This window comes from Sphingobium sp. AS12, assembly GCF_019097845.1.
In the GTDB taxonomy this organism is placed as follows: domain Bacteria; phylum Pseudomonadota; class Alphaproteobacteria; order Sphingomonadales; family Sphingomonadaceae; genus Sphingobium.
Genome location: NZ_JAHRGM010000101.1, coordinates 1 through 1,138, shown reverse-complemented (window position 1 = coordinate 1,138; position 1,138 = coordinate 1). Strand labels below are relative to the sequence as shown.

Annotated in this window: 1 pseudogene; it reads right to left on the bottom strand. The window is 64.5% G+C overall.

Annotated features, from left to right (window positions below):
• A pseudogene (locus KRZ98_RS23920) lies at nucleotides 1-1,138 on the bottom strand (IS66 family transposase); the annotation flags it as partial.

Below are 1,138 nucleotides of genomic sequence, written 5' to 3'. Positions count from 1 at the left end.
TGTTGTTATCGATTTCCAGACGTCCATCATCGAGAAAGCGCGTCAGAGCGACCCAGCGCTTGCGACCATAGGCAATGGCCTTGGCCATCTCGGATTTGGGCGAAAGGCGGCGCAGGGCATCGTCGAGCGCCTGGCGCAGTTCGTCGATCAGCGGCTTGGTGCGGTCCTGTCGGCTTCGTCGTCGGATATCGGGCTGGTGGCCGCGAACCTCCGCCTCGATCTCATAGAGCTGACCGATGCGTTCAAGCAGATCAGTGGTGAGCGGTGTCGGCTTGGTCGCATGAATGTCGAATATCTTGCGCCGGAAATGCGCCCAGCAGGCGACCTCGGTGACGCGGTTGGTGTCGTAGAGCTTGTCGTATCCGGCATAGCCGTCCGCCTGAAGATAGCCGGTGAAACTGGCGAGCTGCCGTTGGGGATGTGCGCCTGTCCGGTCGGTGGTGAACTCATACCAGACCAGCGGCGGGGTCATGGCACCGCAGCCCCGATCGTCGACGGCATAGGCCCAGAGCCTGCCGGTTGCCGTCTTGCCACGTCCCGGATCGAGCATGGGGACCGGTGTATCGTCGGTGTGGATCTTTGAAGCGGTCAGTCCGACCTCGCGGATGCGGTTGATGATCGGATCGAGCAGGACAGATGCCTGGCCGACCCAGCCTGCCAGCGTCGAGCGGTCGATCTCGATGCCCTGCGCGGCCATGATCTCGGCCTGGCGGTATAACGGAAGGTGATGGTCGAACTTGGAGACGACGACATGGGCCAGGATGCCGAAGGTCGCCCCTTCGACAGGCTCAGGACAGGCTTGCCCCGCGCTATCGCCTTCACCGGCGCGGGCGCCTGCACGATCTTCTCGCACGCCCGGCAGCTATATTTGGGGCGGATGGTCCGAACGACGCGCCATTGCACCGGCACGGCATCGAGCATCTCGTCGCTATCCTGCCCCAGCGGCCGCAGCGCGCCGCCGCAGTCGGGACAGGTGCAGTTACCCTGCTCGGGCTCGATCCGCTGCTCCTCGCGCGGCAGATGAGCTGGTAGCGTCCGAACCGGTGATGGCCGATCGACGGCTACTGGATCGCCTCGACGCGCGGCGGCGACGATGGCCTCGCCTTCGAGTTCTTCGAGCGCCAGCTCAAGCTGAGCG